Source organism: Cupriavidus sp. UME77 (assembly GCF_014170355.1).
GTDB lineage: Bacteria > Pseudomonadota > Gammaproteobacteria > Burkholderiales > Burkholderiaceae > Cupriavidus > Cupriavidus basilensis.
In genome coordinates this window covers 44,898-68,111 of the sequence record NZ_LZZU01000080.1, presented here as the reverse complement: position 1 = coordinate 68,111, position 23,214 = coordinate 44,898, and the positions used below count along the sequence as shown (strand labels likewise).

The window sequence follows — 23,214 nt, the reverse complement described above, 5'->3', positions numbered from 1 at the left end:
AGGGAACGGCGCTAAACGCGCCAAACCGCTATTTTAGCCTCCCGCCCAAGCAGGCAAAGGCGCTCAGCGCCGCGGCCCGTAGATCTGCCTGGCCAGCGCGTCCGCCTGGCGCATGGCCGCATCGCGCTCTGCCGTGCTCAGCTTTGCGCAGACGTACTCCAGGTTGGCGGAGTCCAGGTCGGTGACATGGCGCTCGCCAGACAGCACGATCACCTTGCGCCACATGCAGGCCTTGACGCGGTCACGCTCGAGCCCGAGGCACCCGGACTGCAGGCAGTACGAGAGGTTGCGCTGGGACAGGAAATCGCCTTTCATCGCCTTTTCCTGCAACCCCTGCGCGGTTTCCTGCGCGAGCGCGGGGTGCATGCCGGCTACAAGACCCAGCAAGCCCAGCAAGACCGGCACGAAGGCCCGCGCGGCGGGAAGAGGCAACGACAAGCGGAACGGCAAGGGCATGGAAGGCGCGGGAGACCCGTGGCACGAGGGAAGGCGCGATATTAGCAGTTGCCCCTGCCCTATATAATCCGATCCGCCGCACCCTGCCTTGCGCCCCTTTGCGCGATCGACCGCCTTGCCCCGGATCCAACCCATGTCTGCACCCACCGCCTCCCTCCCTGCCGCCAGCATCGCCGTGATCGGCGGCGGCCCCGCGGGCCTGATGGCGGCGGAGGTGCTGGCCGCGCGCGGCTTTCGCGTGGACGTGTATGACGCCATGCCCTCGGTTGGCCGGAAGTTCCTGATGGCCGGGCGCGGCGGCATGAACCTCACGCATTCCGAAGCGGCGCAGCCCTTCCTCGGGCGCTATGGCAAGCGCAGCGCGCAAATCGCGCCGCTGCTGGCGGGCTTCGATCCGCAAGCGCTGCGCGGCTGGGTGCACGGCCTGGGCATCGAGACCTTCGTCGGCAGCTCGGGCCGCGTCTTCCCCACCGACATGAAAGCCGCGCCGATGCTGCGTGCGTGGCTGCACCGCCTGCGCGAGGCCGGCGTGCGGTTCCATATGCGCCATCGCTGGCTGGGCTGGGACGATGCATCGGGCCAGCTGCGCTTTGCCACGCCGGATGGCGAGCAGCTGGTCCGGCCCGATGCCACGGTGCTGGCGCTTGGCGGCGGCAGTTGGGCACGCCTGGGTTCCGACGGCGCATGGGTGCCGCTGCTGGCCGCGCGCGGCGTGGACATCGCCCCTTTGCGCCCCGCCAACTGCGGCTTCGACGTAGCCTGGAGCGAACACTTCCGCACGCGTTTCGCTGGCCACCCGCTGAAGGCCGTGGCCATCGGGCTGCGCGATCGCGATGGCGTGGAGCACTATCGCCAGGGCGAGTTCGTCATCACGGCCGGCGGCATCGAGGGGAGCCTGGTCTATGCGCTGAGCGCGCCAATGCGCGACCTGCTCGAGGCCACGGAAGAGGCCACGATCCATCTCGACCTTGCGCCGGGCCTGCCGGCCGAACGCGTGGCCGAAGCGGTGCAGCGCCCGCGCGGCGCGCGCTCGCTATCGAGCCACCTGCAGAGCAAGCTGGGCATCACCGGCGTCAAGGCCGGATTGCTGCGCGAGTGCTTGTCAAAGGAAGAATTTGCCGACCCCGCGCGGCTGGCGGCGGCGCTCAAGGCGCTGCCCGTGCGCTTGCTGCGCGCGCGCCCGATCGATGAAGTGATCAGCAGCGCCGGCGGCGTCGCGTTCGAGGCGATGGACGCGCAATTGATGCTGCGCGCCGTGCCGGGCGTGTTCTGCGCCGGCGAGATGCTGGACTGGGAAGCGCCCACCGGCGGCTACCTGCTGACCGCCTGCTTTGCCAGCGGGCGCGCGGCCGGGCTGGGCGCCTCGGCCTGGCTGGAAGCGGCCGGGGCTGCCGGGCGCTAAGCCAGCCTGGGCTCGCTCAGGCCGCCTTGCCGTTGACGATGCTCAACGCCACGGCCTCGGCCACTTCGATGCCATCGATGGCCGCGGAGTAAATGCCGCCCGCATAGCCGGCGCCTTCGCCGGCCGGGTACAGCCCTTCCACGTTCATGCTCTGGTAGTTGTCCTTGCGGCGGATGCGCAGCGGCGACGACGTGCGCGTTTCCACGCCGGTCAGCACCGCGTCATGCATGGCAAAGCCGGCGATCTTCTTGTCCAGTTCCGGCAGCGCTTCGCGGATGGCTTCGATGATGTAGTCGGGCAGCGCGGTGGACAGGTCCGTCGGCGTGACACCCGGCTTGTAGGAGGGCTCGACCGCGCCCATCGCCGTGGACGGCCGGCGCGCGATGAAGTCGCCCACCAACTGCGCCGGCGCGTTGTAGTTGCGCCCGCCAAGTTCGAAGGCGCGCTCTTCCCAATGGCGCTGGAAGGCGATGCCGGCCAGCGGGCCGCCGGGGAAATCCTCCGGCGTGATGCCCACCACGATGCCGGCATTGGCATTACGCTCGGCGCGGATGTACTGGCTCATGCCGTTGGTCACCACGCGGCCCGGCTCCGAGGCCGCGGCCACCACCGTGCCGCCCGGGCACATGCAGAAGCTGTAGACCGCGCGCCCGTTGCTGGCGTGGTGCACCACCTTGTAGTCCGCCGCGCCCAGCAGCTTGTTGCCGGCGAACTTGCCAAAGCGGCTGCTGTTGATCATGCCCTGCGGATGCTCGATGCGAAAACCCAGCGAGAACGGCTTGGCCTCCATGAACACGCCACGCTCATGCAGCATCTCGAAGGTGTCGCGCGCGCTGTGGCCCACCGCCAGGATAACGTGGTCGGCCTGCAGGTACTCGCCGTTGGACAGCTTTAGGCCGCGCATCTTGCCGCCCTCGATATCCACGTCCTCGACGCGGGTCTCGAAGCGGACCTCGCCACCCAGCGCGAAAATCTCGGCGCGCATCTTCTCCACCATGCTGACCAGGCGGAAGGTGCCGATGTGCGGGCGCGCGAGGTAGAGGATGTCCTCCGGCGCGCCGGCCTTGACGAACTCGTCGAGCACCTTGCGGCCGTAGTGCTTCGGGTCCTTGATCTGGCTGTAGAGCTTGCCGTCGGAGAACGTGCCCGCCCCGCCCTCGCCGAACTGCACGTTCGACTCGGGGTTCAGCACGCTCTTGCGCCACAGGCCGAAGGTGTCCTTGGTGCGCTCGCGCACTTCCTTGCCGCGCTCCAGGATGATGGGCTTGAAGCCCATCTGCGCCAGGATCAGGCCGGCGAGCAAACCGCACGGGCCCATGCCGATCACCACCGGGCGCAGCGAGGTGCCCGATGCGCTCGCCTGGGCGACGAACCGGTAGGCCATGTCCGGCGTCACGCTCCAGTTCGGCTTGCCGGCCATGCGCTGGATCGCCGCGGCTTCGTCCTTCACCGCGATATCGAGGATGTAGGTGAGCTTGATATCGGAGCGCTTGCGGGCATCGTGCGCGCGGCGGTACACGGTGAACCCGGTCAGGCCATCGGCCTTGACGCCGAGCTCGGCGAGGCGGGCGAGGACCACGGCCTTGAGATCGCTCTCGGCGTGGTCGAGCGGGAGTTTGACTTCACTTAGACGTAGCATGGGAACCTGGAATTCTGCGGCCGGTGGGTCGGCGCCGGAAGGGGCGCGGACTGCACTCTGGTTGAGCGTCGGGCTGGCCGGACCGCAATTTTATCGTTTTTAGCGCCAGGGTCCGCATTCTCTGCCACGAGCGTGCGAAATTGTGAGATCTTCCGCACCCCGGCAAGATAACCAGCAAGGAAGAAAGATGATCGATGCACTAGTCAGCGGCCGGCTCCACGGCCACGCCAGCGAACGTTCCGGCCAGGGCGGCAGCCAGTACGTGACCGCCAAGCTCAAGGCAGCGATCAACGATGGCGACACCGTCATCGTCAATGTGATCGCGTTTGCCGACAAGGTGCGCGCAGGGCTGCTGGCGCTGGAGGACGGCGAATCGGTCGCGCTGTCAGGCAGCCTCACGCCCAAGGTCTGGACCGACAAGAACGGCGACACGCGGCCCGCCCTGGACCTGGTGGCCCATGCCATGCTGAGCGCGCACGGCCAGCAGGACTGACCGCCCCAGGGCGGCCGTCCCGGCCAAGTGCGCGCCAGGCCTTCGCCGGCTCATCCCCTTCGTTGCGCTCCCGCTATTCATGCCTGCGCCAGCCGCAGCCAGCGAGTCCACCACGGCCCGGCCGCCGGCGCCTGCAATCGCAGCGTGGCCGCCTGCCGGGCCAGCACTTCCACCCAGCCGGGCGACAGCGCCACCACGCTGCCGGCAGGCAGACGGCGCGGCTGCCGCCACACGGCGCCGGCCAGCCAGCGCGGCGCCTCGGTGAGTTCGATTTCGCCTTCCAGCACGCACAGGGTGGTGCCGGCCATGGCATGGAAACGCAGCACGCGGCTGCTTTCGAGGTCGATTGCCTGCGCTTGCGGCTCGGCGCCAGCCGGCATGGCTGGCGTGGGCTGCACGGGCTGGACAGTGGGGATGATCGGGTCTGAACGATAGCTTTGCATGATGCCGGCTCCCTGGCTTTGACAGGATTCCAGACTACCCATGCGGGCCGGACCAAAACAGGCACACGCCCGTGGCTTGTGAACCGTAACAGAGGCATAACAGAGCATCTGTTACGATACAGAAGACCCCGATCTGTATCTGTTGCGCCGGCCGCCGCCGCGCCACCATGCCGCATGGAATCCGCCCCCCTCTACCGCCAGATTGCCCAGCACTACCTGCACGCCATTGAGACGGGCGTTTTGAAGCCGGGGGACCGCGTGCCCTCCGTGCGCACGCTGATGGAGCTGCACGGAGTGAGCGTGTCGACCGCGCTGCAAGCCTGCCGGCAGATGGAAAGCGATGGCCTGCTCGAGGCCAGGCCGCGCTCGGGCTACTTCGTGCGGCACCGCCGGCACAAGCCGCTGGCGCCGATCGAAGAGCCTGCCGCCACGCTGCCGGACCCCGCCCAATATGTGGGCATCCATGAGCGCATCTCCGCCATCACCGCGCGCGGGCGCCAGCAACCGGTCGCGGTGAACTTTGCCGGCGCCTGCGCCGCGCCCGCGCTGTATCCGGCGCAGGGCCTGCGCAGTGCGGCGGCGCGCGCGCTGCGCCTGCACCCGCAGGTGTTCGGCAGCGCGGCCGATTCCGGCGGCCATCCAGCCTTTCGCGCCGTGCTGGCGCGCAACGCGCTGCTCTCGCGCGTCACGGTTGCGCCGGAAGAGATCCTGGTGACCCACGGCTGCACCGAGGCGCTCAACCTCGCCCTGCGCGCGGTGGCACAGCCCGGCGACGTGATTGCCGTGGAGTCGCCCACCTACTACGGCCTGCTGCAGATACTGGAGAGCCTGGGCATGCGCGCGCTGGAGATTCCCAGCAGCCCGCAGACCGGCATCTCGCTCGATGCGCTGGAACTGGCGGCGCAGACCTACGACAACATCCGCGCGGTGGTGGTGGTGCCGAACCTGCAGAATCCGCTGGGCAGCATCATGCCGGATGCCAACAAGGCGCAGCTGGTGGCCTGGTGCGATGCGCGCGCCATCGCGCTGATCGAGGACGATTGCTTCTCCGCCCTGGCGGACGGGGACGCGCCGCTGGCCGCCCTCAAGGCCTGGGACCGCAGCGGCGGCGTGATCCATTGCGCCTCGCTGCACAAGATCCTTGCTCCCGGCATGCGGCTGGGATGGATCGCCGCGGGCAAGTGGCAGGCACGCGTGGAAATGCTCAAGTACAGCCAGTCGCGGCCCAACGAGTTGCTGGCGCAGATGGCGGCGGCCGAGTTCATGGGTTCCGGCGCGTTCGAGCGGCACCTGCGGCGCCTGCGCGAGCAATTGCGCGGCCAGCGCGCGCAGGTGGCGCAGGCGATTGCCGCCGAATTTCCCGCCGGCACGCGTGCCTCCAACCCGAACGGCGGCCTGCACCTGTGGGTCGAGCTGCCGGGATCGGTCCCGTCCGAGGCCGTGTTCGACCAGGCCATGGCGGCCGGCATCCGGGTCGTGCCCGGGGTGATGTTCTCCAACTCCAACCGCTTCGACCATTTCCTGCGGCTCAATTGCGGCACGCCGTTCACGCTGGAGATCGAGCGCGCGTTGCGCACGCTCGCCGCGGTGGTGGCGCGCCTGGCGGACAAGCCGTAGCAGCCGATGGCGGATGGCAGGCGACGGGCATGGCGCGCCACATCCGTCGCTTCGCGCCACCATTCGCTCCTGGCATCGTGCCGTTCATCGCAGCGCGCTAGGCGGCGCCGGACCGGCCCGGCATCCTTGCGAACATTGCCGAAACCGGCAGGCCGCGCTCCCAAGGAGAACCAGATGCCGCACCCCTCCCTTCCGCCCGCCCTCGAGACCGCGGGCTCCGCCCTGCGCCTTTGCACCGCCCGCCGCGCCGACCCGGCGCATCGCCCGGCCCGCGCCGATGCCCGGGCTGGCCAGGACGCAAAAGACAACGCCGCGCGCACGGAGCATGACCAGGGACAAAGCAGGCCCCCCTGGCTTGCCGATACCATCGGCCGGGTTCCTGTCCAGACATTGACTGAGATGACTCATGCCAACTCCGCTGCCAGTGGCAAGCTCGATGAACTGCGCACCCTGGCCTCGCACCTGACCGCCGGATCGCTACTGCAGGCGGCCACGCTGCAATTGATCGCCGAGCAAGAGAACACGCAGCACCGGTACGCTCCCGCGCGCATCGCCGAGCTGTCCCGCCAGGGCTGACGCGCCGGCGGGCGCCATGTGTGGGTTTTTACGCCACACACTACCCATTCCCTCCCCTGCTGCCCTATGCTATCGCTCGTAGCGAGCATGGCGGCGGCCCCGGCAGATCCGAGGCGGCGCAACGCCAGCCGTGCCACACGCGTGCCAGCGCTGGCCCGCGCCGAACGGGATTGGGATGGGGATCGGGATTGGGAAAAGACGCATTGATAGCAACGACCGAAACGTCGCGGAGCGACAACGAGTACAAGGCCTTGTTCCAGCTGGCGCCAGTTTCGCTATGGCTGGAAGACTTCAGCGCCGTGCGCGAGCACTTCCAGGCCTTGCGCGCGCAGGGCGTGACCGACCTGCGCAGCCACCTGCGCGCCAATCCCGAGGAAGTCGCGCATTGCTCGGCACGGATCCGCGTGCTGGACGTGAACCAGCGCACGCTGGACCTCTTCCGCGCCGCCGACCTCGCCGACCTCGTCAATAACCTCGACACCGTCTTTCGCGACGAAATGTTCGACCAGCACGTCGAGGAACTCGGCCAGCTGTGGGACGGCGGATTGCGCTTTTCAAGCCAGACCGTCAACTACACGCTGGAAGGCAAGCGGCTGGACATCCGCCTGGATGCCACCGTCATGCCCGGCCATGAGGCCACCTGGGAACGCGTGCTTCTGTCGATCGAGGACATCACAGCGCGCGTGGCCACCGAACGCGAGCTGCGCCGCAGCGAGCAATACGCGCTGGGCCTGTTCGAGCATTCGCCGGTCTCGCTGTGGGTCGAGGATTTCAGCGCGGTCAAGGTGCTGCTCGATGAAGTCCGCGGCGCGGGCATCTCGGATTTCCGCACCTTCCTCAACGTGCATCCGGATTTCATTTCGCGCTGCATGCAGGAGATCCGCGTGCTCGACGTCAACCAGCAAACCCTGCTGATGTTCAGCGCGTCGACCAAGGAAGAGCTGCTCTCGCGCCTGGGCGACGTGTTCCGCGACAATATGCGCATCCAGTTCGCCGAGCAGCTGATCGACCTCTGGAACGAGAAACTCTGGCAGCAGCGCGAAGTCATCAACTACGCGCTGGATGGCCGGGCCGTGGACGTGTTCATGCAGTGGTCGGTGTTCCCCGGCCGCGAGGCGGAATGGGACCAGGTGCTGGTGTCGCTGACCGACATCACCGCGCGCAAGAAGGCCGAGGCCTATGTCGAATTCCTCGGCAAGCACGACGTGCTGACCAAGCTCTACAACCGCGCCTACTACGAAGACGAACTCGCGCGGCTGGGCCGCAAGGGCCCGTGGCCGGTCAGCGTGATCGCGGTCGACCTGAACGGCCTGAAGCAGGTCAACGACCAGCTCGGCCACGGTGACGGCGATGCGCTCCTGCGCCGCACCGGCGAGGCGCTGAAAAAGGCCGTGGGCGACCAGGCCTGCGTGGCGCGGGTCGGGGGCGACGAGTTCATGGTGCTGCTGCCGGCGCGCGACGAACGCGGCGCGGCCACGGTGGTCGAGCAGATCCACCAGGTGGTGGAGCTCAACAACCAGTTCTATCCGGGCACCGCGCTCAGCCTGTCGATCGGCACCGCAAGCTGCAGCGCAACGGACCGCCTGAGCGACGCCGTCAAGCTGGCCGACGCCCGCATGTACCAGGCCAAGCGCGCCCACTACGAGGCGCTCGATGACGAGCGCGAGCGGCGGCGCCGATAGGCCATCGCCGATGGGCAAAAGAAAGGGCCGGCATCAGCCGGCCCTTTCTTCTTGCGCATTCATGCTTTTCAGCTTTCGCGCTTTCGAGCGTTACAGGTACACGATCAGCGCCACGCCGGCGGCGATCAGGCCAAACTTGACCACGTAGTAGGCCGGCCGGCTCCACGCCTTGAAACGCCGGCGATACTGGCCGCAAATCCAGACAAAGCGGAACAGGCGGTTGATCATGCCGGTCTGGTCGGACTCTTCGTTGGGCGAGCTCGCCGCGGTCATGACCTTGCGGCCCAGCCAGCGGTTGATCTTGCCGGCCCAGCCGAAACGCATCGGACGCTCGATGTCGCAGAACAGGATCAGCCGGTTGCTGTCGCTCTTGTTCTCCGCCCAGTGCAGGTAGGTCTCGTCGAACACCACGCCCTCGCCGTCACGCCAGCTATGGCGCTCGCCGTCGACCTCGATAAAGCAGCGGTCGTCGTTTGGCGTGGCCAGTCCCAGGTGATAGCGCAGCGAACCCGCGAACGGGTCACGGTGCGGGTTCAGCTTGCCGCCCGGCGGCAGCTCGGCGAACATCGCCGCCTTCACGCTCGGCAGGCTGCGCAGCAGCTCCACCGTGCGCGGGCACAGGACCTCGGCCGACGGATGGCGGGCTTCATACCATTTCAGGTAGAAACGCTTCCAGCCGTACTTGAAGAATGAGTTGAAACCGGCATCGTTGTTCTTGTCGGCGGCCTTGATCTTGCGCATGGCTGCCAGGGCCAGGCCTTCGTCTCGAATCTCCGGCCACGCAGCGCGGATCTTCTCCAGCTCGGGAAAACGCTCGACTGGGATGTAGGGCGTGCGCGGCACGCCGGAAAATATGTACATGAAGCAGTTGACCGGGGCCACCAGGGCCGAATGGTCGAGCAACTGGCGCCAGATGCGCAGCCTCACCTTGCCGCGGAAATGCACGTACAGGATCGCTCCCAGGTACGCCGCGACGATTATCCACTTGATCACCCGAAATCCTCCCTATCAGCAGTACCGCGCGCAGTTGCATACGCGTAGCAACGCGACGGTGTCGGGGGCGAAAACCCGTAGTGTATCGAAATGGGACGCGCCCTGCTGGATGATAGCGATACGCCACACGCCGATCCATCGCTCAGGATCGGCGGCGCAAGCGGGCCAAGTGGCCCAAGTGGCCGGAGGGCCTCGCCTCAGGGCGTGCCGCGGGATTGCCGGGCGATGCGCTCGATCAGCGCGTTGGCGTCGCCCGGCATCCCCTGCAGCGTCAGCAAGCGCGCGTTGAGTACCATATTCTCCAGCACCAGCTTGGCGGTGGAAGCCCACATGGTCGCCAGCAACGCGTCCACCGGCATGCCGGCCGTCTCCATGGCGCTGGAGCGCTGCGCCACCAGGCGGCACACCAGCGCGCGCAGCGTAGCGTCGTCGAAGGGCAGGTCGGCATAGTCGATGGGGTCTTCCTTCTCGACTTCCACCATCAGTTGCAGCAGCATGTCTTCGGTCATCGGCAAGCTCCCAGGAAGCCTTCAAGGGTCGGATGGTCCTGTTGATGACGCTAATCCTCGGCCCTTGCCTTGTCAATGTGGTGGCCGACCCGCACTAGCGCATTGACGCAATGACAACAGGCACCGGGCCCGGCACCCGCCGCAGGGACATGGACAGGGACAGGGACAGGGAAAGGAAAGGGACATCCGATGACTCAGGGTAAGCGATAGACAGGTCCCATCAATCAGCACTGAACAAAGCGTGTAAGCTCCGGTCTGATCTTTACTTCCAACCAAACACCAGAGTTCATGACCGAGCGTTTGTTGTCAGCCATGCGTCAATACGCATGGTTCAGTGGTGTCAAGCACCACGTGGTCCAAGGTGTCGAAGCGCTGGCCACCTTGCTCAAATCTCCCGCAGTCGCAGCCCGCGCAGTGGCTGCCATCGTTGCAGAAACCGAACAGGGCGTGCAGGTGTGGGTGTCCTACTTCGGCAAGCCGATGGATCCGCATACCCAATACGTTTTCTGGCCAATGCAGCGCGCGCTCAAGCCCGCGCGACGACGCGTAGCCATGGTCCCGTTACCGCCGCAGCACCGGGATCGCCGTTAGCCTCGTTGCACCATGCATCGCGAATGGCTGGCCGATGCCGGCGATTCGCGAGTATCAAACCGATGCATCAAGCCAAAGCATCAACCAAAGCATCAAGCCGAAGCATCCCCTCCTCCGCTTCGCTCCCTCCCCCGTTCCCTCATTTCCCACGCCGCCGCTCAGGCGTCGGCCCAGCGCCGCAGCAGGTTGTGATACACGCCGGTCAGCCCCACCACGGCCGCGTCCTTGTGCCCCAGAGCCTGGCCGACCCGCTGGATCTGCGTGTCGAGTTCAAACAGTACCGAGCGCTGGCCCTCGTCGCGCACCATGCTTTGAATCCAGAAGAATGACGATACGCGCGCGCCGCGCGTAACCGGGCTGACGTGGTGCAGGCTGGTGGCCGGGTACAGCACCATATGCCCCGCTGGCAGCTTCACGCGTTGCTGCCCGTAGGTATCCTCCACCACCAGCTCGCCGCCGTCGTAGTCTTCCGGCTCCGTCAGGAACAGCGTTGCCGAGAGGTCGCTGCGCACGCGGAAGTTGGTGCCGCGCAGGTGGCGGATCGCGTTGTCGATATGGTTGTCGAACGCGTGCCCGCCCTCGTAGCGGTTGAACAAGGGCGGATAGACCTTGAGCGGCAGCGCGGCCGAGATAAAGAGCGGATTGGCGCCCAGCGCATCCTGGATCAGGTCGCCTACCTGGCGCGCTACCGGAGAGCCTTCAGGCAGCTGGAGGTTGCGCTTGGCCAATGCCGACTGATGCCCGGAAGTGGCGTTGCCGTCGGTCCACTCCGTTGCGTCCATCCACGCGCGGCATTGGGCAACCTGCGCCTTTGTCAGCACATCCGGGATCTGCAGCATCATGATTTCAATTACCTCGGAAAGACGGTTGGCCCGGGCACCTTGCCGTGCCCCCGGACGAGCGCCGATTGTAAGAGAAAGCCACTTATCATACAAATGGGAATCATTATCAGTATCCGCCGGCCTTGACCTGACGCAAGGCCTGCACGGGAGAGGCGCCCTGTAGGCCTTGTGCCGACATGCGTCGGGCATGCGGCCTACTACAATGGATTGCACCCAGTCCATATTGCCAAGGAGACGGAGATGCCCGAACCGGTACACGACGAAGCGTTGGTCAACCTCTACCTCGAGCAGATTTCCGCCCTGTCGATCAGCGCCTTCGATGGCGCGGATGTCAACGAGGAACTCGGACAGGTAGTGCGAGAGGCCGTCGATCAGTGCGGCGCGAGCAAGACCGCCCCGCAGGGCAATAACCTGAGCGTGCTGATCGAGCGCTTGACGGCCCGGTCCGAGGCAGCGGCGCGTGAAGGCCAGCCGCAAGTGCGAGACACGTTTTCGCGGGCGGCCGAACTAGCCCGGGCGCCCGCCTGAATCCCTGGCAGGCGCTGTGCGGGCGCAAACCAGCGCGACACTGAACCTCTCGGCGGATCAGAGCCTCTAATTGTTATCGCCCGGCGCCCGCCGGGCGCGATCCGTTGGCGAACCCGAAACCCCATGCACCGCGCCTTGCTCCGCTTGTTGTTGGCAGTGACAGTGCTGTGCGTGGGTGCATGCGCCGGCTACCCTTACTACGACCCGTATGACAGCTACAACCCCTACAACCCCTACGATCCCTACGGGTTCTACGAAGGCGGCGTAGCCTATCCCCCTGGCACTTACGCCTACGGATATGGGTACGACTACGCGCTGCCCTACTATGGCGGGTTCTACGGGCCGGCCTTCTACTACGGTTACGGCGGCTATCACGGCTATCGCGCCTATGGCTACTATCGCGGCCCCGGCTACCACGCGGGCGGGCCGCGATACTACGGCGGCTATCACTATCACTCCGGCATGGCGCACGGCTACTACCGTGGCGGCGGCTGGGGCGGTACGGGAGGCGCGCGAGGCGGCCGCAGCGCAGGCGGCCGCGGGCGGCACTGATCGGCGCGAACCCATGGCGCACGCAATGCAAACCGGTCGCGCGCAACGCTCGGGTTTCGTATCTTTGGGAATTTGCAAAACTTGGCCAGGACGGCCCGGAGACTAGCTTCGGAGACCAGAAAAGGTCTTTGGTTGCGGGGGCAGGACTTGAACCTGCGACCTTCGGGTTATGAGCCCGACGAGCTGCCAACTGCTCCACCCCGCGTCCGAGAGGCCGGATTATGGTGGATCCCGCCGCGCATTGCAATCGCTTTGTGACGTCATCGTGAAAAACCTGCCATCGGGCGCGCCATCAAGCGCGCCGCGCCGCGCGGGCCTCGCCATCGTTCTGCTCCAGCATGTCTTTCAGGTAACGGTTCACCTGGTCCAGCGCTTCGAGCTTGGTATCGAAGGACTGGTGCGGAAACGGGTTGTGGCGTTTGGCGATCAGCGCACCATCCCGTGTGCGCATGATCTCGATGACGATTGCCCATTTGCCCTTGGGCAGGGACTGGACCTCATAGAGGATCTTGTAGCCGTTGAACTCCAACATGATGCATCTCCTTGCTGCGCGCGCACCAGACAGGCTATGCGCTTCAGTTTCAGAGTAGATCCGCAGGATATTCGACGCCGTGATCACGATCAAAGATGGACGAAGAAGACATATCACAGCGTGATATGCGACGTTTCGCATTTCGCAACAACCTCCAAAGCGGCGCCTTCGCCGGCACGCCGCAGCACGCACAACAGCGCACTCCCGCACTCCCGCATCTCCCGCACGGCAACGACGATATGCCCGCTAGTCCGTCACCGGGCCCACGAGCTTATCCACAAGCTGGTAGGCCGCGGCGAACGCAGCGACCTCGGCAGCGTGCCGGGTAGCAAACTGCGCGCCGTCACCCGACAAGCGCTCGATGTCGCCGGCATCGGAGGGATCCGCACCCTCCTGGCAGACGCGCACCTCATATCCCCACTGGGCAACCTTGCCCAAAGCCGGGACGCCGCCGTCACCCGGCTTCGATACGAGGACATAGACGTCCATGCCCCGATACGCCTCCACCCGCCAGTCCGCATTGCTCATTGGATCCCCCATGGCTCTTGCCGCAAGCAATAAGGATAGCGCTTGGCGCCCGCCCCAACACGCTCCTGAACCAGCCTATGCCGCCAGCGCCGGCCCCGCAAGACGGCGCGCGCCTATACACCATGGCGCGCAGCGTGATAGCGCACCCCGCGCATGGGACTATTCGAATCGTCGAGGCAGTGCCGGACAAATGCCAGCTGCCGCTGCAAACCGGCGCCAGGCCCGGCCCACATTGCGCGGCCCAGCAGGTAGCTCACCGCAACCTCCTGCCAGGACGCCATCTGCGCGAAGACCTGCGACGCAGCCTGCTCGATCACGGCCCAGGCCTGCGCCTCGGTTTGCATGCCACAGTCGTAGGCGGCCCGTGCGACATGTATCGCCCGGCTCATGTCCCAGGCCAGCACGCCACGCGCAAGATCGACCCGCGAGCCGAGCAGGCGACTCGCGCGCAGGTCCGGCATGGCGCGTTCGAGATTGTCAATGCAATGGGCAAGGCGCACCGGATCGAAGCGATCATTGAGCAGCACGATCTCACGCTCGCGCGCCGAGCGCGGCACCGAGAACAAGATCCGGCAGACCTGCGGATACAGCGCGCGGTGCCCCTCCTCCAGCAGCCACGCCAGCGTGCCCCGCGCCTCGCCGGCCGTACGGATATGCCAGTCGGCAGCCAGCACGCCCGCCTGCGTGTGCGGATCCACACCGGTGGCAAGAGTGCTGACGTTCAGGGTCGGCCGCGCATCGTGCAAGAACCCCACCAGCAAACTGCACGTGCGCTCGCCGATGGCCGTCGCAGCCTTGCCCTCGATCGCCTGGCTACAGACGCGGTCTTGCAAGCCCGGCCCGTACTCAGCCGCTGGCGGCACGTCCGGTTTACGCCAACGGCATGCGGCACTGGCCACAACGGCGAGCACGGCGGCACTGATGAACCACGGCAACGATCGCATCGCAAGACGCTCCAGAGGAAAGCGCGATCGCTCGGCCCGGCAGAGCGGGAAGCAGCAGCAAGAGAGCGATCCGGTTATGAACGCGCGAGGATGCGCACCGGAATAGAGATTAGCGAGAGGAAGCTCGGCGCACGATGAGACAAGTCTCAATCGCGGTAATCGCGGCGATTACCGCGATTACCGCGATTACCGTCTACCCACGGCGGAACGCCGTAGAATGGCCAGGGCAGGAACCGAGAGCGATGGCAGAAGCCAAAATGAAAAAAGAGCTTCCATTTCTGGAAGCTCTTTTTGCAATGAGTGGTGCGGCTGGCAGGATTCGAACCCACGACCCCTTGGTTCGTAGCCAAGTACTCTATCCAACTGAGCTACAGCCGCACTCGAGAAAGAAATTATAACGTACTTTTGAAATTTGGGAACCCCCTCGCCCCACTTTTTTTGCTTTCCCCTCCGGCAGGCCGCCGCTTCCTATAATGACAGCCCCGCAGATGTGATCGGATCATGAACAAGGCATTTGTCAAAGAGTCACCTGGCGACGAGGATGACGACCTTCCTGAAGGCGCTACCCCGCTGCCCCCCGGCACCAAGAACTACATCTCGGCGCAAGGCTACCAGCGCTTGCGCGATGAACTGATGCACCTGATCGACACGGCTCGCCCGGAGGTGGTCCAGATCGTTTCGTGGGCCGCATCCAACGGCGATCGTTCCGAGAACGGCGATTATCACTACGGCAAGAAGCGCCTGCGCGAGATCGACCGCCGCATCCGCTTCCTGACCAAGCGCCTGGAGAAGGCCGAGGTGGTGGACCCGTCCCTGCAGGGCGACAACGACCAGATCTTTTTCGGCGCCACCGTCACCTATGCCGACCAGGCTGGCGAGGAGACCACGGTGACGATTGTCGGCACCGACGAAGTGGACCTCGACAGCAACCACGTGAGCTGGATCTCGCCGATCGCGCGCGCACTGCTCAAGGCGCGCGAAGGCGATACGGTCCCGCTGCGCACGCCGGCCGGGGTGGAGCAGATCGATATCCTGAAAGTCAGCTATCCCGGCAGGCAGGCGGAACCGATCGCCGCCGCGCAGCCGGAAAAGCACTGAGCCCGGCTCGGCCGGGCTCAGTGCTTGCGTGCGGGAAGACCGCGTCAGCCGTCGTTGCGGTCGCGGAAGATGCGGATGACGTCGGGGTTGCGCCGCAGCGCCCGCATCACGTTGGCAAGATGCAGGCGGTTCTGCACCTGGATGATGAACTGCATGTAGGTGGCTTCCTGATGGCCGCCCTCCTGCTGCTCCATCGCCACGTGCGCGACGTTGGCGTCGGCCGAAGTCAGGTCGGCCGCCACGCGGGCGACGATGCCCTTGACGTTGCGCACCATCACCTTGATCGACACATCGAAGGAACGCGTGGTCTTCTTCGCCCACATCACGTCGATCCAGTGCTCCGGATCCTTGCTGTGCAGGCGCTTGGCAATCTTGCAATCCTGGACGTGAATCTGCAAACCCTCGCCCTTGCCCAGGTAGCCGACGATGGAATCGCCGGGAATCGGCCGGCAGCATGACGAGAAGATCATCGACATGCCTTCATCGCCGGTGATCGGCACAGCGGGGGCTTCTTCGCCAGCGAAAGTCTGCACGGCCGCCAGCAGCGCGCTGTCGACATCGCCGGAAAGCTCCTGCAGCAGGATCTCCATACGCTTGGCCACCACGGCCGGCACGCGCCGCCCCAGCGCCAGGTCGGCGAAGATGTCTTCCTTGTGCTTGTTGCCGGTCCACTGCACCATGCGGTCCCACACCGACTGCGGCAGCGCCTTGAGCTCGATGCCGAGCTGGCGCGCCGACTGCTCCAGCAGGCGTTCGCCAAGCTGGATGGCTTCGTCGAGCCGGGTGGTCTTGAGATAGTGGCGGATGGCCGCGCGCGCCTTGCCGGTACGAACGAACGCCAGCCATGCCGGATTGGGCTTGGAGTACGGCGCCGTCACCACCTCGACGATATCGCCGCTCTTGAGCTCCGTGCGCAGCGGCAGCAGCTCGTTGTTGATCTTGACCGCCACGCACTGGTTGCCGAGGTCGCTGTGCACGGCATAGGCAAAATCGAGCGCGGTGGCGCCGCGCGGCAGCGCGCGGATATGCCCTTTGGGCGTGAACACATAGACCGCATCCGGGAACAGGTCGATCTTGACGTGCTCCAGGAATTCCTGCGAATCACCAGTCTGGCTCTGGATATCGAGCAGCGACTGCAGCCACTGGTGCGCCTGCTGCTGGATATCGTTAGCCTGGTCGGCCTGATGCTTGTACATCCAGTGCGCGGCCACGCCGGCTTCCGCGATCTGGTGCATGTCGCGGGTGCGGATCTGGAACTCCACCGGCGTGCCGAACGGGCCCACCAGCGTGGTATGCAAAGACTGGTAGCCGTTGATCTTGGGAATGGCGATGTAGTCCTTGAACTTGCCCGGCATGGGCTTGTACAGCCCGTGCAGCGCGCCCATCGCCATATAGGTGTGCATCTGGGTTTCCACGACCACGCGGAAACCATACACATCGAGCACCTGCGAGAACGACAACTGCTTGTCGTGCATCTTGCGGTAGATGCTGTAGAGCGTCTTTTCACGCCCCGACAGCTCCGCCACGATGCCGGCGTCGCCCAGCGCCTTCTGCGCCGTTTCGAGGATGCGCTTGACCACCTCGCGCCGGTTGCCGCGCGCGGCCTTGACCGCTTTTTCCAGCGTGGCGTAGCGGAACGGCGAACCAACCTTGAAGGACAGTTCCTGCAGTTCGCGGTACGTGGTGTTGAGACCGAGCCGATGCGCGATCGGCGCGTAGATCTCCATGGTCTCGAGCGCGATCCGGCGCCGCTTTTCCGGCGGCACGAAATCGAGCGTGCGCATGTTGTGGGTGCGGTCGGCCAGCTTGACCAGGATCACCCGCACATCGCGCGCCATCGCCAGCAGCATCTTGCGAAAGCTCTCTGCCTGCGCCTGCTCGCGGCTCTGGAATTCGAGCTTGTCCAGCTTGGTCAGGCCATCGACCAGCTCGGACACCTTGGGGCCGAATTTCTCCGCCAGCTCGCTCTTGGTGATGCCCTGGTCTTCCATCACATCGTGCAGCAACGCCGCCATGATGGATTGGACATCCAGCTTCCAGTCGGCGCACAGTTCCGCCACCGCTACCGGATGCGTGATGTAGGGCTCGCCGCTCTGGCGATACTGGCCAAGGTGAGCCTCGTCCGAGAACTGGAAGGCTTCGCGCACGTGCGCCTGGTCCGCCGGCTTGAGATAGGCGAGCTTCTCCATCAGCCGGGTGATCGAGATCACCTGCTGGCGCGGGGGCACTGCGGGTTGCGAGGTCGGCCCGAAGAAGTGACGATAGGACTGCGCCAGCACCGCGTCGATGAAGAGCGCATCGCCCGGCGCGGCGCCCTGCTGCGCCTCGCTCAGCTCACTTTCGGCGGCGGCCTGGGCGGCTCGTGCCTTGCCCGCACCCATTGCTGGGGCAGCGGCACGCTCGCCAACAACGTCGTTGCCAAGCGGATCGGGAAGATTGGGAGCGCCGGTACGCGCCGTCACGGTCGACTGACCAGGCACGGCGCGCTTGCGCTGAACGGGTGGCACTGCATCGCCACTCGCGTCACCAGTGGCTTCTCCGCGCGATCGCGCCGGCGTGGCCGTTGGGCTGGCCGTCGCGACAGGGGAGGAAGGCTGGGAGGAAGACATGTGGGCGGCTTCTGTAATCTGGCTGGTTAAGCAAGTACGCGAACAGGTACGTTAGCAGAGTCTCAATGCAAAGGTACGCGTTGCTAGGACTGGCCACCGCCGCCCGAAAATCAGGTCGGTACCTTCTTGAGCATCTCGATGCCGATCTGGCCCGAGGCGATCTCGCGCAGCGCCACGACCGTGGGCTTGTCCTTGGCCTCGACCTTGGGAGTGTGACCCTGCACCAGCTGACGGGCCCGGTACGTTGCCGCGAGCGCGAGCTCGAAGCGATTCGGGATGTGTTTCAGACAATCTTCGACGGTAATACGCGCCATATGTAATCCACCTCGGGACAAAACCTTATGCGATGCCGGCTATTTTACAGCACGCGGCAAGAAACGTTCCCGCCGCGCTCCGGATCAATGAATACCGAGCTCGATGAAGAGGTCGGCGTGACGCGCCTTTTGCGACGAAAACCGCAGACGGGTAGCGCGGATGACGCTGCGAAGCTGTTCGAGCGCCTGCTCGAAAACCTCGTTGATGATGACATAGTCCGACTCGGACGCGTGGGCCATCTCGCTGCCGGCTGCCAGCAGGCGGCGCACGATCACGTTCGGCTCGTCCTGGCCGCGCTTGTTCAGGCGCTCTTCAAGCGCTTGCAGCGACGGCGGCAGGATGAAGATCTCCATGGCGTTGGAAAAACGCTGGTGCACCTGCTGCGCGCCCTGCCAGTCGATTTCCAGCAGCACATCGTTGCCCTGGGCCATCTGTTGCTCGATCCACACCCGCGAGGTGGCGTAGTAGTTGCCGTGCACTTCCGCCCACTCGAGGAATTCGCCGCGATCGCGCGCCGCGCGGAACGCGTCCACGGTGGTGAAGTGGTATTCGCGGCCATCCTGCTCGCCGGGACGCGGCGCGCGGGTGGTGTGCGAGATGGACAGGCGAATGGCCTGGTCCTGCGCCAGCAGCGCGTTGACCAGGGTGGACTTGCCGGCGCCGGAAGGCGCCACCACCATGAACAGGTTGCCGGGGTAGGCGGTGTCGATGGCGACGTGGGACGAGGTTTCACTCATGATGATTACTCTAGGTTCTGAATCTGTTCTCGCATCTGCTCGATCAGCAGTTTGAGTTCCATGGCGGCATCGGCCAGTTCCTTGGCCGCTGATTTGGAGCCCAGCGTGTTCGCTTCGCGGTTGAGCTCCTGCATCATGAAATCGAGCCGCTTGCCAACCTGCCCACCCTTCTTGAGGATATGTCGGGTTTCGTTCAGGTGGGCCTGCAGGCGCGACAGCTCTTCGGCGATATCGATGCGAATGCCGTAGACCGTGGCTTCCTGGCGGATGCGCTCGCCGATTTCGTCCCGGCTCATCGAGGGCATGCCGCCGGGCGCCACCAGGTTGAAGGCCTCCTGCAGGCGCTCGGTCAGCTTGTCCTGGTGATGGGCGATCAGTTGCGGGATGGTGGGCGTGAGGCGCTCGACGATGGCCAGCATGGCTTCGATGCGCTCGTCCAGCGTGGCCTTGAGCGCGTCGCCCTCGCGGCGGCGCGCTTCGAGCAACTGGCCCAGCGCTTCCTTGGCCGCGCCCGTCACGGCCTCGCGCAGGGCGTCCTGCGACAACTCGGGTTCCACCAGCACGCCGGGCCAGCGCAGGATCTCGCCCATGCGCAGCGAGCCGGCTTGCGTGAAGGTGGCTGCTACCGTGGCCTCGATCGAGCGGATCTGCGCCAGCAAGGCATCGTTGAGCGCCAGCGTGGTGCCGCCAGCGCCGGCATCGGCGCGCTGCAGGTTGATGCGGCATTCCAGCTTGCCGCGCGACAGCTTCGCCATGAGCATTTCCCGCAGCGCAGGCTCGAAGGCGCGGCATTCTTCGGGAGCCCGGAAAAACAGGTCGAGGAATCGCGAATTGACTGTGCGGAACTCCACCGATACGGATGCGGTCCTGCCGGTGGGCGCGCCTTGCGCGTCCGTCAGCGGCGCCTGGCGCGTCGCCAGGCCGTAGCCTGTCATGCTGTGGATCATTGAATAGTCTCGCGAAATGGCCAACTGGCCGCATGGGTTCAAACAGCCCCGGGGAGCCGGCAGCCCCGCAACCGCGCTGGTTGAACGCCGAAAAGAGAGGCCAAAATGGCCGCTATTGTGTTCTTTACAAGTCTTCGATTAGTCAGGACAATCCGGAGGCATTCAAGGTCCCGAATCCTATGACAGAGCCAAAGGGCGCATCACCTCCGAAGAGCGCACCGCTGCCCATCGGCACGCTGCTGTCCAACTATCGTATTGTAAAGAAGTTGGCCAGCGGGGGGTTCAGTTTCGTCTACCTGGCCACCGACGAGACCGGCTCGCCTGTCGCGATCAAGGAGTACCTGCCGTCGTCGCTGGCACGCCGCCAACCGGGCGAGCTGATCCCCGTGGTGCCCGAGGAAAGCGCGGCGTCGTTCCGGCTGGGGCTCAAGTACTTCTTCGAGGAAGGCCGCTCGCTGGCGAAGATTTCGCATCCCAGCGTGGTGCGCGTGGTGAATTTCTTCCGCGAGAATTCCACCGTCTACATGGTGATGAACTACGAGCTGGGCAAAACGCTGCAGGAACACATCCTGCAAGCGCGCCAGCAAGGCCGCGCCAAGGTGCTGCGCGAACACTTCATCCGCAAGGTCTTCCATGACCTGATGAGCGGCCTGCGCGAAGTGCATATCCATAAGCTGCTGCACCTGGACATCAAGCCCGGCAACATCTACCTGCGCGAAGACGAATCGCCCATCCTGCTCGATTTTGGTGCCGCCCGCCAGATCCTGACCATGGAAGCGGCGCGCTTTCAGCCCATGTACACGCCGGGCTTTGCCGCGCCGGAGCTGTACGGCAAGCATTCCGAGCTGGGCCCGTGGACCGACATCTACAGCCTTGGCGCCACGCTCTACGCCTGCATGGCCGGCATGCCGCCCCAGGAGGCCAACCAGCGCGAGAAGGACGACCGCATGGCGGACTCCATCACGCGGCTGCGCGCCAGCTATACCGACGGCCTGGTGGACCTGGTCGAATGGTGCCTGCGCCTGCCTCCTTCCGAGCGGCCGCAGAGCGTGTTCCGGCTGCAGAAGGAGTTGCGCGAACAAACCAATGCACTAGGCGAGCAGGCGGCCGCGCCCGCAGCCGCGGCCGCCACCGAGCGCCCCCTGGCAAGCCGGTTCCTGACGCTGCTGCGCAAACGCGAGGAGCCGGCCGCGGCAACCCAGGCCAAGGAGGCCGGCGCGAGCGGCGAATAACGCACTAAATGGCGCCGTCCCCGCGCCGTGCGCAGCCCCCTCTCCCTCCGCCCCCTCTGCTATCGATAACAACTATGATGAGAACCGTCGCCTCGCGGCCCGCCCGCACGCTGTGCCGGTGCAGCGCGCAGATGACGCCGCCGTCTCTCAAGAACTGACTCTTACAGCCACCATGCGATTCTCCGTCTACCAGGAAAGCAGAAAAGGCGGCCGCCGCATCAACCAGGACCGCATGGGCTATTGCTTCACGCGCGATGCCCTGCTGATGGTGCTGGCCGATGGCCTGGGCGGCCACGCGCTGGGCGAAGTCGCCGCGCAGCAAGCCCTGCAGACCCTGGCACGCCAGTTCCAGGCCCAGGCCCGGCCCTCGATCCGCAATCCTGCCGATTTCCTGCAGGACACGATCATGCTGGCCCACCGGGAAATTCATCGCTACGCTGAAGCCAACCAGCTGGCCGACGTCCCGCGTACCACCGTGGTCTGCTGCCTGGTCCAGAACGGCCAGATCCACTGGGCCCACGCCGGCGACTCGCGCCTCTACCTGGTACGCAAAGGCAACCTGCTGACCCGCACGCGCGACCACTCCAAGATCGAGAACCTGCTGCAGCAGGAGCGCGTGCTGCCGATTGACGTGGCCAACCACCCCGAGCGCAACAAGCTCTACAACTGCCTGGGCTCGCCCAACCTGCCGCTGATCGATATCGGCGGCCCGCTGCGGCTGGAGCCGGGCGACGTGGCGCTGCTGTGCTCCGACGGGCTGTGGGGCAGCATCGAGGAGCAACTGCTGGTCGAGAAGGTCACCAACTTGTCCGTGGTGCATGCCATCCCGGACCTGATCGAGCAGGCGCTGCACAACGCCGGCGACGGCGCCGACAACACCACAGCCATCGCCATGATGTGGGAACTCGACGCCCACCTGTCCAACGAGGACTCGGTCGCCACCGAAACCCTGCCGCTCAACACGTTCACCACCTCGATCCTCGAGAACAACGGCGGCGATACCGACCTGCTCTCCGAAGAGGAGATCGAGCGCTCCATCGCCGAGATCCGCGCGGCGATCGACAAGACCAGCAATTTCATGCGCTGAGCCCAGGCTAAAGTACCGCCCGCGCCGCAATGGCGCGGGAATTCGCATTCCCCCACAGGGGGAGTTGGCGCAGGACGCGCACGCGCAGCCCGGCGGCGTTAAAATCCGGGTCCTGAATCGATTTCCGAGAAAACTCCCACATGCGACCCAGCGGACGCGCAGCCGATGCGCTGCGCCCTATTGCTCTGACCCGCCACTACACCCGCCACGCCGAAGGTGCTGTCCTGAGTGCCTTTGGCGACACCAAGGTACTGTGCACCGCCAGCGTGCTGGCCAAGGTGCCTCCCCACAAGAAGGGCAGTGGCGAAGGCTGGGTCACCGCCGAGTACGGCATGCTGCCGCGCGCCACCCACACGCGCTCGGACCGTGAAGCCGCCCGCGGCAAGCAGACCGGGCGCACCCAGGAAATCCAGCGCCTGATCGGCCGCGCGATGCGCTCGGTGTTCGATCTGTCGGCGCTGGGCGAATTCACCATCCACCTGGACTGCGACGTGCTGCAGGCCGATGGCGGCACCCGCACCGCGGCCATCACCGGCGCCTTCGTGGCCGCCCATGACGCAGTTTCCGCCATGCTGCGCGACGGCCAGATCAAGGCCAGCCCGATCCGCGACTTCGTTGCCGCCGTGTCGGTTGGCATGGTGGATGGCGTGGCCGTGCTCGACCTGGATTATGCCGAGGACAGCAACTGCGACACCGACATGAACGTGGTGATGACCGGCAGCGGCGGCTTTGTCGAAGTGCAAGGCACCGCCGAGGGCGTGCCGTTCAGCCGTGCCGATCTCGATGCGATGACGCGCATCGCCGAGCAAGGCATCGCCGAACTGGTGGCGCACCAGCGCCGCGCGCTGGGCCTGGCCTGATA

General features: G+C 65.6%; 25 protein-coding genes and 2 tRNA genes. 12 read left to right on the top strand and 15 right to left on the bottom strand.

The window, feature by feature from the left end; genetic code table 11:
- Nucleotides 1–63 precede the first annotated feature (63 nt).
- Nucleotides 64–456: a hypothetical protein gene (locus A9975_RS31075; protein ID WP_183036092.1), complete on the bottom strand. Its 393-nt coding sequence runs from the start codon at nucleotides 454–456 to the stop codon at nucleotides 64–66.
- A 133-nt stretch (nucleotides 457–589) separates the two neighbouring features.
- On the opposite strand from A9975_RS31075, the gene A9975_RS31070 reads away from it, so the two are divergent.
- Nucleotides 590–1,858, top strand: a complete 1,269-nt coding sequence (locus tag A9975_RS31070) for a TIGR03862 family flavoprotein (RefSeq protein WP_183036091.1) — start codon at nucleotides 590–592, stop codon at nucleotides 1,856–1,858.
- 16 nt (nucleotides 1,859–1,874) lie between these two features.
- On the opposite strand, the gene A9975_RS31065 is transcribed toward A9975_RS31070, so the two are convergent.
- Entirely contained in the window at nucleotides 1,875–3,497 is a 1,623-nt protein-coding gene (locus tag A9975_RS31065) for an NAD(P)/FAD-dependent oxidoreductase (protein ID WP_183036090.1), read from the bottom strand.
- Between the two features lie 187 nt (nucleotides 3,498–3,684).
- Between A9975_RS31065 and A9975_RS31060 the strand changes: the two genes are divergently transcribed.
- Nucleotides 3,685–3,990 carry a single-stranded DNA-binding protein gene (locus A9975_RS31060; protein ID WP_150986262.1) on the top strand — a complete coding sequence of 102 codons (306 nt, stop codon included), beginning with the start codon at nucleotides 3,685–3,687 and terminating at the stop codon, nucleotides 3,988–3,990.
- A gap of 77 nt (nucleotides 3,991–4,067) precedes the next feature.
- Here the strand turns inward: A9975_RS31060 and A9975_RS31055 are convergent, their stop codons facing one another.
- Nucleotides 4,068–4,433 (bottom strand): hypothetical protein, encoded by a 366-nt coding sequence (locus tag A9975_RS31055; RefSeq protein ID WP_183036089.1) that lies wholly within the window; start codon nucleotides 4,431–4,433, stop codon nucleotides 4,068–4,070.
- Between the two features lie 174 nt (nucleotides 4,434–4,607).
- Between A9975_RS31055 and A9975_RS31050 the strand changes: the two genes are divergently transcribed.
- The 3 genes from A9975_RS31050 (at nucleotide 4,608) to A9975_RS31040 (ending at nucleotide 8,308) form a co-directional block, all read left to right on the top strand.
- Nucleotides 4,608–6,050 carry a PLP-dependent aminotransferase family protein gene (locus tag A9975_RS31050; RefSeq protein ID WP_183036088.1) on the top strand — a complete coding sequence of 481 codons (1,443 nt, stop codon included), beginning with the start codon at nucleotides 4,608–4,610 and terminating at the stop codon, nucleotides 6,048–6,050.
- 174 nt (nucleotides 6,051–6,224) lie between these two features.
- Nucleotides 6,225–6,626 (top strand): hypothetical protein, encoded by a 402-nt coding sequence (locus A9975_RS31045; protein WP_183036087.1) that lies wholly within the window; start codon nucleotides 6,225–6,227, stop codon nucleotides 6,624–6,626.
- 206 nt (nucleotides 6,627–6,832) lie between these two features.
- Nucleotides 6,833–8,308: a GGDEF domain-containing protein gene (locus A9975_RS31040; protein ID WP_183036133.1), complete on the top strand. Its 1,476-nt coding sequence runs from the start codon at nucleotides 6,833–6,835 to the stop codon at nucleotides 8,306–8,308.
- A 90-nt stretch (nucleotides 8,309–8,398) separates the two neighbouring features.
- Here the strand turns inward: A9975_RS31040 and lpxO are convergent, their stop codons facing one another.
- Together lpxO and A9975_RS31030 are read right to left on the bottom strand one after the other, a co-directional pair.
- Nucleotides 8,399–9,301: a lipid A hydroxylase LpxO gene (lpxO, locus tag A9975_RS31035; RefSeq protein WP_183036086.1), complete on the bottom strand. Its 903-nt coding sequence runs from the start codon at nucleotides 9,299–9,301 to the stop codon at nucleotides 8,399–8,401.
- A 197-nt stretch (nucleotides 9,302–9,498) separates the two neighbouring features.
- Nucleotides 9,499–9,810: a hypothetical protein gene (locus A9975_RS31030; RefSeq protein WP_183036085.1), complete on the bottom strand. Its 312-nt coding sequence runs from the start codon at nucleotides 9,808–9,810 to the stop codon at nucleotides 9,499–9,501.
- A 288-nt stretch (nucleotides 9,811–10,098) separates the two neighbouring features.
- On the opposite strand from A9975_RS31030, the gene A9975_RS31025 reads away from it, so the two are divergent.
- The gene (locus tag A9975_RS31025) at nucleotides 10,099–10,401 is read left to right on the top strand and encodes a hypothetical protein (RefSeq protein ID WP_082054800.1); all 303 of its coding nucleotides are present in this window, start codon (nucleotides 10,099–10,101) and stop codon (nucleotides 10,399–10,401) included.
- A 158-nt stretch (nucleotides 10,402–10,559) separates the two neighbouring features.
- Here the strand turns inward: A9975_RS31025 and A9975_RS31020 are convergent, their stop codons facing one another.
- Nucleotides 10,560–11,243: a Fe2+-dependent dioxygenase gene (locus A9975_RS31020; protein WP_183036084.1), complete on the bottom strand. Its 684-nt coding sequence runs from the start codon at nucleotides 11,241–11,243 to the stop codon at nucleotides 10,560–10,562.
- Nucleotides 11,244–11,483: 240 nt separating this feature from the next.
- Here A9975_RS31020 and A9975_RS31015 point away from each other — a divergent pair, with 240 nt between their 5' ends.
- Nucleotides 11,484–11,771 (top strand): hypothetical protein, encoded by a 288-nt coding sequence (locus tag A9975_RS31015; RefSeq protein WP_183036083.1) that lies wholly within the window; start codon nucleotides 11,484–11,486, stop codon nucleotides 11,769–11,771.
- 123 nt (nucleotides 11,772–11,894) lie between these two features.
- Nucleotides 11,895–12,323, top strand: coding sequence for a hypothetical protein (locus tag A9975_RS31010; protein WP_183036082.1), 429 nt, complete (start codon nucleotides 11,895–11,897; stop codon nucleotides 12,321–12,323).
- A gap of 129 nt (nucleotides 12,324–12,452) precedes the next feature.
- Here A9975_RS31010 and A9975_RS31005 read toward each other — a convergent pair.
- The 5 genes from A9975_RS31005 to A9975_RS30985 form a co-directional block, all read right to left on the bottom strand.
- Nucleotides 12,453–12,528: transfer RNA gene (locus tag A9975_RS31005), tRNA-Met, on the bottom strand.
- An 87-nt stretch (nucleotides 12,529–12,615) separates the two neighbouring features.
- The gene (locus A9975_RS31000; protein ID WP_183036081.1) at nucleotides 12,616–12,855 is read right to left on the bottom strand and encodes a hypothetical protein; all 240 of its coding nucleotides are present in this window, start codon (nucleotides 12,853–12,855) and stop codon (nucleotides 12,616–12,618) included.
- Nucleotides 12,856–13,101: 246 nt separating this feature from the next.
- Nucleotides 13,102–13,383: a hypothetical protein gene (locus A9975_RS30995; protein ID WP_174427993.1), complete on the bottom strand. Its 282-nt coding sequence runs from the start codon at nucleotides 13,381–13,383 to the stop codon at nucleotides 13,102–13,104.
- A 113-nt stretch (nucleotides 13,384–13,496) separates the two neighbouring features.
- Nucleotides 13,497–14,246 carry a DUF1266 domain-containing protein gene (locus tag A9975_RS30990; protein ID WP_370565866.1) on the bottom strand — a complete coding sequence of 250 codons (750 nt, stop codon included), beginning with the start codon at nucleotides 14,244–14,246 and terminating at the stop codon, nucleotides 13,497–13,499.
- 382 nt (nucleotides 14,247–14,628) lie between these two features.
- Nucleotides 14,629–14,705, bottom strand: a tRNA-Arg gene (locus A9975_RS30985).
- A gap of 123 nt (nucleotides 14,706–14,828) precedes the next feature.
- Here A9975_RS30985 and greB point away from each other — a divergent pair.
- Nucleotides 14,829–15,425 carry a transcription elongation factor GreB gene (greB, locus tag A9975_RS30980; protein WP_183036079.1) on the top strand — a complete coding sequence of 199 codons (597 nt, stop codon included), beginning with the start codon at nucleotides 14,829–14,831 and terminating at the stop codon, nucleotides 15,423–15,425.
- Nucleotides 15,426–15,469: 44 nt separating this feature from the next.
- On the opposite strand, the gene A9975_RS30975 is transcribed toward greB, so the two are convergent.
- From A9975_RS30975 to A9975_RS30960, 4 genes are all read right to left on the bottom strand, one after another.
- Nucleotides 15,470–17,887 carry a bifunctional (p)ppGpp synthetase/guanosine-3',5'-bis(diphosphate) 3'-pyrophosphohydrolase gene (locus A9975_RS30975; RefSeq protein ID WP_183036132.1) on the bottom strand — a complete coding sequence of 806 codons (2,418 nt, stop codon included), beginning with the start codon at nucleotides 17,885–17,887 and terminating at the stop codon, nucleotides 15,470–15,472.
- 257 nt (nucleotides 17,888–18,144) lie between these two features.
- Nucleotides 18,145–18,348 (bottom strand): DNA-directed RNA polymerase subunit omega, encoded by a 204-nt coding sequence (gene rpoZ / locus A9975_RS30970; RefSeq protein ID WP_006162413.1) that lies wholly within the window; start codon nucleotides 18,346–18,348, stop codon nucleotides 18,145–18,147.
- Between the two features lie 84 nt (nucleotides 18,349–18,432).
- Nucleotides 18,433–19,086, bottom strand: coding sequence for a guanylate kinase (gene gmk / locus A9975_RS30965; RefSeq protein WP_043344606.1), 654 nt, complete (start codon nucleotides 19,084–19,086; stop codon nucleotides 18,433–18,435).
- A gap of 5 nt (nucleotides 19,087–19,091) precedes the next feature.
- Nucleotides 19,092–20,033, bottom strand: a complete 942-nt coding sequence (locus tag A9975_RS30960) for a YicC/YloC family endoribonuclease (RefSeq protein WP_150986275.1) — start codon at nucleotides 20,031–20,033, stop codon at nucleotides 19,092–19,094.
- A gap of 179 nt (nucleotides 20,034–20,212) precedes the next feature.
- Between A9975_RS30960 and A9975_RS30955 the strand changes: the two genes are divergently transcribed.
- From A9975_RS30955 to rph, 3 genes are all read left to right on the top strand, one after another.
- Nucleotides 20,213–21,265, top strand: coding sequence for a serine/threonine-protein kinase (locus tag A9975_RS30955; protein ID WP_183036078.1), 1,053 nt, complete (start codon nucleotides 20,213–20,215; stop codon nucleotides 21,263–21,265).
- Between the two features lie 172 nt (nucleotides 21,266–21,437).
- Nucleotides 21,438–22,352, top strand: a complete 915-nt coding sequence (locus A9975_RS30950) for a PP2C family serine/threonine-protein phosphatase (protein WP_150986277.1) — start codon at nucleotides 21,438–21,440, stop codon at nucleotides 22,350–22,352.
- A 140-nt stretch (nucleotides 22,353–22,492) separates the two neighbouring features.
- Complete coding sequence (gene rph / locus A9975_RS30945; protein WP_150986278.1) at nucleotides 22,493–23,212, top strand: ribonuclease PH; 720 nt, start codon at nucleotides 22,493–22,495, stop codon at nucleotides 23,210–23,212.
- Nucleotides 23,213–23,214: the final 2 nt, after the last annotated feature.

What these genes read in the sequence shown, in the direction of transcription:
- A9975_RS31075 (WP_183036092.1), bottom strand. Translation starts at nt 456, where the DNA reads ATGCCCTTGCCGTTCCGCTTGTCGTTGCCTCTTCCCGCCGCGCGGGCC.
- A9975_RS31070 (WP_183036091.1), top strand. Translation starts at nt 590, where the DNA reads ATGTCTGCACCCACCGCCTCCCTCCCTGCCGCCAGCATCGCCGTGATC.
- A9975_RS31065 (WP_183036090.1), bottom strand. Translation starts at nt 3,497, where the DNA reads ATGCTACGTCTAAGTGAAGTCAAACTCCCGCTCGACCACGCCGAGAGC.
- A9975_RS31060 (WP_150986262.1), top strand. Translation starts at nt 3,685, where the DNA reads ATGATCGATGCACTAGTCAGCGGCCGGCTCCACGGCCACGCCAGCGAA.
- A9975_RS31055 (WP_183036089.1), bottom strand. Translation starts at nt 4,433, where the DNA reads ATGCAAAGCTATCGTTCAGACCCGATCATCCCCACTGTCCAGCCCGTG.
- A9975_RS31050 (WP_183036088.1), top strand. Translation starts at nt 4,608, where the DNA reads ATGGAATCCGCCCCCCTCTACCGCCAGATTGCCCAGCACTACCTGCAC.
- A9975_RS31045 (WP_183036087.1), top strand. Translation starts at nt 6,225, where the DNA reads ATGCCGCACCCCTCCCTTCCGCCCGCCCTCGAGACCGCGGGCTCCGCC.
- A9975_RS31030 (WP_183036085.1), bottom strand. Translation starts at nt 9,810, where the DNA reads ATGACCGAAGACATGCTGCTGCAACTGATGGTGGAAGTCGAGAAGGAA.
- A9975_RS31025 (WP_082054800.1), top strand. Translation starts at nt 10,099, where the DNA reads ATGACCGAGCGTTTGTTGTCAGCCATGCGTCAATACGCATGGTTCAGT.
- A9975_RS31020 (WP_183036084.1), bottom strand. Translation starts at nt 11,243, where the DNA reads ATGATGCTGCAGATCCCGGATGTGCTGACAAAGGCGCAGGTTGCCCAA.
- A9975_RS31015 (WP_183036083.1), top strand. Translation starts at nt 11,484, where the DNA reads ATGCCCGAACCGGTACACGACGAAGCGTTGGTCAACCTCTACCTCGAG.
- A9975_RS31010 (WP_183036082.1), top strand. Translation starts at nt 11,895, where the DNA reads ATGCACCGCGCCTTGCTCCGCTTGTTGTTGGCAGTGACAGTGCTGTGC.
- A9975_RS31000 (WP_183036081.1), bottom strand. Translation starts at nt 12,855, where the DNA reads ATGTTGGAGTTCAACGGCTACAAGATCCTCTATGAGGTCCAGTCCCTG.
- A9975_RS30995 (WP_174427993.1), bottom strand. Translation starts at nt 13,383, where the DNA reads ATGAGCAATGCGGACTGGCGGGTGGAGGCGTATCGGGGCATGGACGTC.
- greB (WP_183036079.1), top strand. Translation starts at nt 14,829, where the DNA reads ATGAACAAGGCATTTGTCAAAGAGTCACCTGGCGACGAGGATGACGAC.
- rpoZ (WP_006162413.1), bottom strand. Translation starts at nt 18,348, where the DNA reads ATGGCGCGTATTACCGTCGAAGATTGTCTGAAACACATCCCGAATCGC.
- gmk (WP_043344606.1), bottom strand. Translation starts at nt 19,086, where the DNA reads ATGAGTGAAACCTCGTCCCACGTCGCCATCGACACCGCCTACCCCGGC.
- A9975_RS30960 (WP_150986275.1), bottom strand. Translation starts at nt 20,033, where the DNA reads ATGATCCACAGCATGACAGGCTACGGCCTGGCGACGCGCCAGGCGCCG.
- A9975_RS30955 (WP_183036078.1), top strand. Translation starts at nt 20,213, where the DNA reads ATGACAGAGCCAAAGGGCGCATCACCTCCGAAGAGCGCACCGCTGCCC.
- A9975_RS30950 (WP_150986277.1), top strand. Translation starts at nt 21,438, where the DNA reads ATGCGATTCTCCGTCTACCAGGAAAGCAGAAAAGGCGGCCGCCGCATC.
- rph (WP_150986278.1), top strand. Translation starts at nt 22,493, where the DNA reads ATGCGACCCAGCGGACGCGCAGCCGATGCGCTGCGCCCTATTGCTCTG.